At 50.3% G+C, this 9777-nt stretch carries 11 protein-coding genes; 9 read left to right on the plus strand and 2 right to left on the minus strand.

Going from position 1 to position 9777, the window contains the following annotated elements:
- Positions 1 to 11 precede the first annotated feature (11 nt).
- From QMD03_09360 to QMD03_09400, 9 genes are all read left to right on the plus strand, one after another.
- A complete protein-coding gene (locus QMD03_09360; GenBank protein MDI6777418.1) occupies positions 12 to 353 on the plus strand; it encodes a hypothetical protein in 342 nt (113 codons plus the stop codon).
- A 220-nt stretch (positions 354 to 573) separates the two neighbouring features.
- Entirely contained in the window at positions 574 to 2118 is a 1545-nt protein-coding gene (locus QMD03_09365; GenBank protein MDI6777419.1) for a glutamate synthase-related protein, read from the plus strand.
- Positions 2119 to 2133: 15 nt separating this feature from the next.
- Positions 2134 to 2571, plus strand: coding sequence for a 4Fe-4S dicluster domain-containing protein (locus QMD03_09370; protein ID MDI6777420.1), 438 nt, complete (start codon positions 2134 to 2136; stop codon positions 2569 to 2571).
- 4 nt (positions 2572 to 2575) lie between these two features.
- On the plus strand, positions 2576 to 3838 hold the full coding sequence (locus tag QMD03_09375) for an FAD-dependent oxidoreductase (GenBank protein MDI6777421.1): 1263 nt from the start codon (positions 2576 to 2578) through the stop codon (positions 3836 to 3838).
- Positions 3839 to 3966: 128 nt separating this feature from the next.
- Complete coding sequence (locus tag QMD03_09380; protein MDI6777422.1) at positions 3967 to 5070, plus strand: glutamine amidotransferase family protein; 1104 nt, start codon at positions 3967 to 3969, stop codon at positions 5068 to 5070.
- Positions 5071 to 5144: 74 nt separating this feature from the next.
- On the plus strand, positions 5145 to 5885 hold the full coding sequence (locus QMD03_09385) for a hypothetical protein (protein ID MDI6777423.1): 741 nt from the start codon (positions 5145 to 5147) through the stop codon (positions 5883 to 5885).
- A gap of 15 nt (positions 5886 to 5900) precedes the next feature.
- Positions 5901 to 7424 (plus strand): sigma 54-interacting transcriptional regulator, encoded by a 1524-nt coding sequence (locus tag QMD03_09390; protein MDI6777424.1) that lies wholly within the window; start codon positions 5901 to 5903, stop codon positions 7422 to 7424.
- A 193-nt stretch (positions 7425 to 7617) separates the two neighbouring features.
- Positions 7618 to 8463 carry a radical SAM protein gene (locus QMD03_09395; GenBank protein MDI6777425.1) on the plus strand — a complete coding sequence of 282 codons (846 nt, stop codon included), beginning with the start codon at positions 7618 to 7620 and terminating at the stop codon, positions 8461 to 8463.
- Positions 8464 to 8624: 161 nt separating this feature from the next.
- Positions 8625 to 9203 carry a Fe-Mn family superoxide dismutase gene (locus QMD03_09400; GenBank protein MDI6777426.1) on the plus strand — a complete coding sequence of 193 codons (579 nt, stop codon included), beginning with the start codon at positions 8625 to 8627 and terminating at the stop codon, positions 9201 to 9203.
- A 7-nt stretch (positions 9204 to 9210) separates the two neighbouring features.
- On the opposite strand, the gene QMD03_09405 is transcribed toward QMD03_09400, so the two are convergent.
- Both QMD03_09405 and QMD03_09410 read right to left on the minus strand, forming a co-directional pair.
- Positions 9211 to 9381, minus strand: coding sequence for a hypothetical protein (locus QMD03_09405; GenBank protein MDI6777427.1), 171 nt, complete (start codon positions 9379 to 9381; stop codon positions 9211 to 9213).
- 105 nt (positions 9382 to 9486) lie between these two features.
- Positions 9487 to 9777, minus strand: a 291-nt coding sequence (locus QMD03_09410) for an AbrB/MazE/SpoVT family DNA-binding domain-containing protein (protein MDI6777428.1), incomplete at its 5' end; no start/stop codon positions are given.

Genomic DNA, 9777 nt, shown 5'->3' on the forward strand with positions numbered 1-9777 from the left:
AAAGAACATAAATGATTACAACATTAAATATTTATATATTACGTTGTAGGGTTAATATCAGTGCTTCCGCCAGCTACCTGAAGAGTGAGGATGCCTCTACCTATCCAGAATATGACGACAGTGCCCTGCCTACAGGTGAAAAATACAACAACTTCCATGATGGGGTGATTTCAGCATGTCTCCCTATATCTGTGGGGGAGTATCTCACCGTAGCACCCACCATTTCCTATGTCTTCCCCCTCTGTAACGACGCCAGAAACGAAATGAAGGGCCGTGGTTCAAAAGGTACAACTCCTGCCGACAGGGACAGCTCATTTCTCTATGGTGGTTTGATCCTTACCACGTCTTTCTAAAAGGTCTCCTCAATTTGGTCCCTTCCTATCGCCAGGTATTTACAGTAACCCCATTTCTACAAAAACAGCCTTTTCCTCCCCTTTATTATACAAAAATGTTGTTTTTTCAGGCGCCCAAAAGATATCTTTGTAGTTAACATGACGAAATTGTTGTAAATTTTGTTTTGGTCCGACTATTGCGTTCACCTGTCTCTACCGGCTACCAGTTTTGAACTGGTAGTTGGAAAAGGAACAAAGAGGAGCGGGAGCGTTGCTCTACTACGACCAGAATCAGAATTATCACGATTTTGTCATCGAACGGAATCCGGATAAATGCATCCAGTGTCAGGTCTGCCTCCGTCAGTGTTCCTACAGTGTCCACGGTTATGACGAGAGGCATGACGAGATGAGGGCAGACGAAACCAGGTGTGTGGGGTGCCACCGCTGCGAGGCCTTATGTCCCACCGGTGCGATCACGATCAAGAAGAACCCATCTGATTTCCGTGATAACGCCCTCTGGACACCCTGGCATATCAAGAACATATACAAACAGGCCGCCACCGGTGGAGTACTCCTGACGGGTATGGGAAATCCCTCTCCCTACCCCGTCTATTGGGATCGGATTCTCCTCGATGCCAGCCAGGTGACGAACCCCTCCATTGATCCCCTCCGTGAGCCTATGGAGCTCCGGAACTACCTCGGCGCCAAACCGGACGCCATTGAGATCATCAATGGGGATGAGTTAAAGACTACCTTTACCCCTCAGATTCCCATTGAGTATCCGCTTCTTTTTTCCGCGATGTCTTACGGTTCTATTAATCTCAATATCCATTGCGGTCTTGCCCGGGCGGCGGAAGAAATGGGGATCCTGTACAACACCGGTGAGGGGGGGTTGCATCCTTCCCTCTATAGATACGGGAGGAATACAATTGTCCAGTGCGCCTCCGGCAGATTCGGGGTGCACCGCGATTATCTGAACGCCGGGGTGGCCATTGAAATCAAGGTCGGACAGGGAGCAAAACCGGGTATCGGCGGTCACCTCCCCGGCGAAAAAATCGGACCGGAGATATCCCTGACCCGCATGATCCCTGAGGGAACAGATGCCCTGTCACCGGCGCCCCACCATGACATTTACTCTATCGAGGAACTGAGACAACTCATCTATGCCCTGAAAGAAGCCACGGACTACCAGAAATTAGTTTTTGTAAAGATTGCCGCCGTTCACAACTCGGCAGCCATCGCAAGCGGTATGGTAAGGGCCGGCGCAGATGTGATTGCCCTGGACGGTTTCCGTGGCGGCACAGGGGCCGCCCCCACCATGATCCGGGACAACGTGGGTATCCCGATAGAACTGGCCTTGGCCTCGGTAGATGAGAGGCTCCGCCAGGAGGGTATCCGAAACCAGGCATCACTCATCGTGGCCGGCGGCATCCGTTGCAGCGCCGATGTTGTGAAGGCTATTGCCCTCGGTGCTGATGCCGTTTATATCGCCACGGCAGCCCTGATCGCCGTGGGCTGTACGGTCTGTCAACGCTGCTATACCGGAAAATGTCCCTGGGGAATTGCCACCAATGACCCCTATCTGGCCAAACGCATCAACCCGGAGATTGCCCACGAGAAATTGGCAAATCTTATCCGGGCCTGGGGCCATGAAATTCAGGAGATGCTCGGCGGCATGGGCATAAACGCGCTGGAGAGTCTCCGCGGGAACAGGGAAAAGTTGCGGGGCATAGGATTGAACGAGGTGGAACTTCAGATCCTTGGCATCAAGCACGCCGGGGCTTGAGGAGGATAAGGTCGGATGAAGAGGGTCTATCCGAGGGAAGAGGTTTGTATCGGCTGTCATCTCTGTGAGATAGCCTGCATCGTGGAGCATTCCGCATCGAAGGATATAATCAAAGCCTTCAAGGCAGAGACCCCGAGACCTACGGCACGTAACCTGGTGGAAGAGGAGGGGGCGATTTCCTTTTCCGTAAGCTGCAGACACTGCAACGAACCACCATGTGTGCAGGCATGTATCTCAGGGGCGATGGTTAAGGACTATCAGAGCGGTGTGGTACGTCACTTAGAGGAAAAATGCATGGGTTGCTGGTCATGTATCATGGCCTGTCCCTATGGCGTCATCAGGAAAAACCCCGTCAGGAAGACGGTCATTAAGTGCGATCTTTGTCCTGAGCGGCCCATTCCGGCCTGTGTGGAGGCCTGTCCGAATCGGGCACTGATTTTTGAAGAGAGGTAGCGGCGTGGAGTACGTCATTATAGGAAACGGTGTGGCGGCAATCGGGGCAGTGGAAGGTATCCGTCAGTGGGATGCCGCAAGTCCCATTACGATTGTCTCCGCCGAACCATATAAGGTATATGGACGTCCCCTCATTTCCCATCTGCTTGCCGGAAAGATTCATGAGTCTGATATCTTTTATCGTTCCGATGATTATTACGATCTGAGGGGTGTCAAATTATTATTAGGAATGCGGGCTGTACAAATTCTTCCTGACAAGCGAAAGGTCGCCTCGAGTGATGGAAGGATGCTTCCCTTCGACAGGCTCCTCATCGCCACAGGGGGCATCCCCTTTATGCCGCCCCTTCCCGGAAGGGATGGGCCTGATGTCTACACCTTTACGACCCTTGACGACGTCCGGAAGATCGAGGTCCTGATCGGTAAGGCGAAAAAGATCGTGGTCATCGGGGGAGGCCTGATCGGTCTCAAAGTTTCCGAAAGCCTTCATGATCGGGGGATCAGGGTTACGGTGGTGGAGCTGGCCGACCGGATACTGAGCACGGCCTTTGACCCCATCGCCGGTGAGATCATCAGAAAGCATCTGACGGAAATGGGAATGGAGATCATTCTCCAAAACTCGGCAACGGAAATTGTTCGGGAAAATGGCCATATAAGGGCGGTGATCATGAGCGACGGCACGAGACGGGATTGTGAAGCCGTGGTAATCGCTATTGGCGTAGTGCCCAATATATCTTTAGTTGAGGGAACAGGAATTAAAACCAACCGGGGCATCCTGACGGATGACTTTATGGAAACCAGTGTTTCCGGCATCTATGCCGCCGGAGACGTGGCAGAGGCCCACGATCTCCTCCTTGGTCAGAGGCGGGTGACACCGATCTGGCCTGTCGCCTACCTTCAGGGTCAATATGCGGGATTCAATATGGCGGGGGCAAAAATCGCGTATCGCGGCAGCATCCCCATGAATTCTATTGAGTTTTACGGCATCCCCACGGTCTCTATCGGTCTTTCCAATCCTGTAGGTGAAAACTATGAGGTGCGACACATGTATCTGCCGGAGAGGAACCTCTATCGAAAGATTGTCCTTAAGGATCATCTCCTTGCAGGCGCCGTGCTGGTTGGCCGGATCCAGAGAGCGGGGATACTTACAGGTCTCATCTTGAACCGCATTGATTGCGAAAGTTTCAAGGAGGAACTTTTAAAGGATGATTTCGGTCTTATCAATCTGCCGGTGGAGGTCCGGAAGAAAATGCTGGCCGTAAATCCATGAATTTAGGATTCGAGGGGTCAAGGATTCCAGGGTTCAAGAAGAGAAGAAGAAATTAGGTTTTCACTTGACCCCTTGAATCCTCGAATCCTTGAATCCTTTCAATCTAAAATTGGCAGGAGGGTGAAAGTTTGGGCTTCGATTACCAAAAAGATATTTCGGGTTGCGGCCTTTCAGGCATCATCAATAAAAATGGCAGGCGGATAAGCGGGGAGGTTATTGTACGTTCCATTGCCACCCAGCATGATCGTGGAAACGGTCTGGGAGGCGGCTTTGCAGCCTATGGGATTTATCCTGATTTTAGGGATTATTATGCCCTTCATATCATGTACGACGATAAAGCGGCGATAGAGGGGGTGGAGAATTTTTTGAAGGAAACGGTTTACATCACTCATCAGGAGAGGATACCCACACGTCGCCACCCGAAGATTGCCAAAGCGCCGATTCTCAACCGGTATTTTGTCAAGCCCCGCTCTGAGATAGAAGGGATGACATTCAACAGGGGGCTTGGCGAGGATGATTTCATCGTGCAACTGATCATGAAGATCAATCGGGACAAAAACGGGGCCTATGTTTTCTCCAGCGGCAAGAATATGGGGGCATTTAAGGGGGTTGGTTATCCGGAGGATATTGCCGATTTTTACCGTCTTGAAGAATACTACGGCTACATATGGACGGCACACAACCGCTTTCCCACCAACACACCCGGCTGGTGGGGCGGGGCCCATCCCTTTACCATCCTGGACTGGTCTATCGTTCACAACGGTGAGATTTCCTCGTACGGGATCAATAAGCGCTATCTGGAGATGTTTGGTTATCACTGCACACTTCTGACAGATACCGAGGTGGTGGCCTACCTCCTCGATCTTTTGATCAGAAGGAACCATCTCCCCATCGAGGTGGCCTGTCTTGCCCTCGCCCCTCCCTTCTGGCAGGAAATTGAACGGATGGACGAAAAGAAAAAGAGACTCTGTACGGCTATCCGTATGGTCTACGGCAGTGCGTTACTTAATGGTCCTTTTGCCATCCTCTTCGCTTACAATGGAGGGCTGGTGGGTCTGAATGACCGGATCAAGCTGCGGCCTCTAATTGCGGCGGAGAAGGGAGATACCGTCTATATGGCCAGTGAGGAATCGGCGATCCGGGAAATCTGTCCGGATCCGGAAAGGGTATGGGCCCCCAAGGCCGGGGAGCCGGTTATTACCGAGCTGGACACTGGTGTCCTTTTGTATTAATAAATGTGAATGTCCCCACCCTTGAGATCGGCGCTTTCCGGCAAGGGAAATATTTGTGTAAAAAGGTGATGGATATGGAAATAAATGCAAAAGGAGTATATTATAAAGATCTGAATAAGGTAATCCGTTCCGCCGTAGCAGCAGGGGAAAAGGATTTTGTTCTGAAAAACGTGAATGGACAGCGCTATATCGCAGACGGAATCGGAGAAGAGATCAGAATGAATATCTATGGCACTCCCGGCCAGGACTTAGCCGCCTTTATGAAGGGGCCGGAGATCACCGTACACGGAAATGCCCAAGACGGCGTGGGAAATACGATGGATGACGGCAGGATTGTGATAGAAGGCATGGCCGGCGATATTATCGGTTACGGCATGAGGGGGGGACGGATATATATACATGGCGACGTGGGGTATCGTGTTGGCATCCATATGAAGGCATACCGGGAAAAGATCCCCGTTATCATTATCGGGGGCAAGGCCGGTGATTTTCTGGGAGAGTACATGGCGGACGGTATGATTATCCTCCTCGATATGTTCGGAAAGACCGGTAACGGACGTCCATCTGTGGGTAATTTTGTGGGTACAGGGATGCATGGCGGCGCCATCTATGTCCGGGGAGCGGTCGAGCAGCATCGCCTTGGCGCCGGTCTTAAACCGGATCCGGCAACTGATGAAGAAATGGAGACCATAAAACCATATTTAAAAGAATTCTGCCGGGCATTCAATCTGAATTTGCAGGAAATCCTGAAGGAAGAGTTTCATCGAATTGCGCCCTATACCCACAGGCCTTACGGAAATTTATATGCCTATTAAAGGACCACGGCTTTGATGAAAAACATTGAGGAACTAAAGCTTCTTTACGAAATAAGCATGGCGCTCCATGAGAGCCTCGACCTTAAGAAGTCACTCTATAAGGTAGTGGACATCCTTGCCGTTTCACTGGGTATGATTCGTGGTACCATAACGATTCTGAATCCCCTCCGGGATGAGATCAGTATCGAGGTAGCCCACGGCCTCACAAAAGGGGCAATTGAAAGGGGAAAATACAGGGTTGGTGAGGGGATAACCGGCCGCGTCATCGCCACCGGCAATCCCCTTGTGATCCCGAAAATCAGCGAGGAGCCACTTTTTCTGAACCGCACGGCGACAAGAAGAAAAGGGGTGGATCAGGAATTTTCCTTTATCTGTGTTCCCATCAAAAAGGGCGCCCATGTTGTCGGGGCCTTGAGCGTAGATCGTCCGTATGATGAATCATTCTCTCTGCCAGATGGAGAAAAGCTACTCTCCGTCATTGCCACCATGATTGCTCAGCATGTTATCAATCTGGAAACCATTTACTGGGAAAGGGACCAGTTAAGACAGGAGAACCAGAGGCTTCGGGATGAGCTTGCCAACAGATACCGTATTACCAATATTGTGGGAAACAGCAGCAGGATGAAGGAGGTCTTCCAGATGATCTCCCAGGTATCGAGGAGCAACGTCACCGTGCTGGTGCGAGGGGAAAGCGGCACCGGCAAGGAGCTGGTAGCCAGCGCGATCCATTATGCCAGTGCGAGAGCAAAGGATCCCTTTGTGAAGGTGAACTGTGCCGCTTTGCCCTTCAATCTCATTGAAAGTGAGCTTTTCGGTCATGAAAGAGGCGCCTTCACCGGGGCTATTCGACAGAAGGTGGGAAAATTCGAACTGGCCCATAGAGGTACCATCTTCCTGGACGAAATCGGCGCCATTGGTATGGATGTTCAGGTAAAGTTACTGAGGGTAATCCAGGAAAGGGAATTTGAACGTGTTGGTGGCACGGATACCATAAAGACCGACGTGAGGATCATTGCGGCCACCAATAAAAACCTGGAGGAAGCTTTGGAAAAGGAAGAATTCCGGGAGGATCTCTACTGGCGGTTGAATGTCTTTCCTATCTATATTCCCCCTTTGAGGGAACGCAAAACAGATATCATCCTCCTGGCCGATTACTTCCTTGAAAAATATGCCGCTGAGAATCAGAAAGATATCAAGGGCTTTTCCAAAACGACGATTGATGCGCTGATGAACTACCACTGGCCGGGTAATGTGCGGGAACTTGAAAACTGCATGGAGCGGGCCGTGCTTCTCTGCGAGGAAAACATCATTCAGAACAATCACTTACCACCTTCTGTGCAAACCGTAAATAAACCTGATAACGCACCCGGCGGATCACTGGGAGAAACCGTGGAGAGCCTCGAGCGGGAGAGAATTGTTGAGGCATTGAAAAGCGCCCGGGGCAATATGGCAAAGGCAGCACGGCTCATTGGTATTACAGAACGAAAATTCACCTATAGAGCTGCAAAGTATGGTATTGATTTCCACTATTATCGCTGAATATCCTGGTCATCACTAATCACCGCCCCCCTCCAGCATTTTTAATCCCTTAAGATAAACAAGAAATTATTCTCAAGTTATTTCAACATAAAAAGGTGCCCCCTTTTTTTCATGGGTACCTGCCCTTACAGATGACATGGCTCAACTTTAGTGCTATATTGTAACCGGGGTTTACAGATAGGGGACAGCAGATATGGTTACATCGGTTGAAGAGGGCCCTCGGGTAACTGAGGTGGAGTGCCGGTCGGCGCTCAATAAGTCGGGGCTTGCCGACTACGCGGTCAACTGTTACGCCGGTTGTGAACATGGTTGCTGTTATTGCTATGCCCGGTTTGCCACCAGGTTTTCTCATCCCGGTGAAGAGTGGGGAAGCTTTGTTGACGTCAAGGTAAATGCCCCTGACGTCCTAACAAGAGAGGTCAAGCGGAAAAGAGTGGGCAGGGTGTTCATAAGCTCCGTGTGTGATGGCTGGCAGCCCCGGGAGGCGCGCTACCGCCTGACGAGACAGTGTCTGGAAATCTTGCTTCATTATGGTTATCGGCTAACCATCCTAACCAAGAGTGCGCTGGCAGGTCGCGACCTCGACTTACTGGAAGCCAGAGAAGGGGTAGAATTTGGGGTAACTATCACCACTCTCGACGAGGGTCTATGCCAGCTCATCGAACCTAAGGCTTCACCTCCCGCTGAGCGCCTGAGTCTCCTTGAAGAGGCAAAGAGAAGGGGAATTGTCACCTATATCTTCCTCGGGCCATTGCTTCCCTATCTTTCGGACAGTGAAGAAAACATGGCCCCGCTGCTAAAAGCGGTCAAGGAAGTTGGTACCGATTATTTCTACGTTGATCGGCTTAACCGGCGTTTTGGGATCTGGCCGTCGCTCCAGAGCCTCCTCAAGGAGCATTTTCCTTACCTGATCGGTAAGTACCAGAGGATTCTCTTTGAGGAAAATGCCAGCAGGGAATACTCGGAGCGACTTATGGTCTCGGTTAATAGCTTCGCCAGAAAACAGGGGCTTAATGACAAGATGAGACTCTGCTTCTAAGAAGGTAGCTGCCGAGTATGACCTTGCGGCCAGAAAAGTAACCACACCTTCCCTCAAAAAGCTGCTAATGCGGATGGAGGATCACGAAATATATCATGATGAGGTGTTCAGCGATCTGTTTAAGGAAGCAGAAAAATAAGACTTAAGAAAGGAGGAAAAAGATGGCTTACGGAGCAAAGGATTACGGCAAGTTAATCGGGATGGAGGGCTTCAGCGAGACATTGCTGAAGGACCACTTTACCTTGTATCAGGGCTATGTGACCAATACAAACAAGCTCATGGATACTTTGGCGGCGATGCTGAAAGACGGCAGGGTGGGTATGCCGGAATACGCTGAGATGAAGAGGCGGATGGGCTGGGAATTCAACGGTATGAGGTTGCATGAGTATTACTTCGCTAATCTCGGTGGTAAGGCAGCATTGGATAAGTTGGGAAAACTGGCTAAGAAGCTGGCGGAGGACTTCGGCAGCTACGAAAGTTGGGAGAAAGATTTCAAAGGCACGGCAACAATGCGTGGCATCGGCTGGGTTATTTTGTACCAGGACAGTTTAACGGGGAAGCTTTTTAGCCAGTGGATAAACGAGCACGATGTTGGTCACCCTGCTGGATGTGGCCCGATTCTAGTCATAGACGTCTTTGAGCATGCCTTCATGACCGATTATGGGCTTAAGCGGGCTGACTACATCGAGGCCTTCTTTAAAAACATAAACTGGGCAGTGGCGGAAGGCCGTCTGAAGTAAACATCAGTTACGCATCAGTTATTCCAACGCCCTTTACCACATCACTTGTCAGGGAAAGAAAAGGAAACTGTGCTGTTAGATCCACAACTGTTCCTTTTTGCATGGCAGCGGCCGCTTGAAGTGCTTCATTCTCACTGGATTCCCGAAGAACGACCTTGAAGACCTCGTAGATCGTCACCGCTGGGACAACAAGCGAAGGCGTATCTTTTCAAAGGGGTCAGAAAGTGCTTTGTATTCGGCTCGTCTGCGAAGTATGCAAGCCAACCGGAAGAATCGACGATATTCATATTCTATCTGCCTCTCGTTCGAATTCAGTATTTATGCCTTTGAGGAATCCGCGAAGCTCTGTAATATCTCGTTCAGGGATAAACTCTATCCGTCCGTCATATTCTACAACCTGCATTTTTTGACCAGGGCGAAGACGCAATGCCTCCCTTACTGCTCTTGGTATAACGACTTGATATTTTGGTGATACAGTGACCGTTTGCATGGCAAATCCTCCATCGATAACAATTTTTAAAACCCGTTTAAAAATATTGGCAAATAGTAAATAAATACATTGACATATGCATGA

Source organism: Syntrophales bacterium (genome assembly GCA_030018935.1).
Lineage (GTDB): Bacteria > Desulfobacterota > Syntrophia > Syntrophales > CG2-30-49-12 > CG2-30-49-12.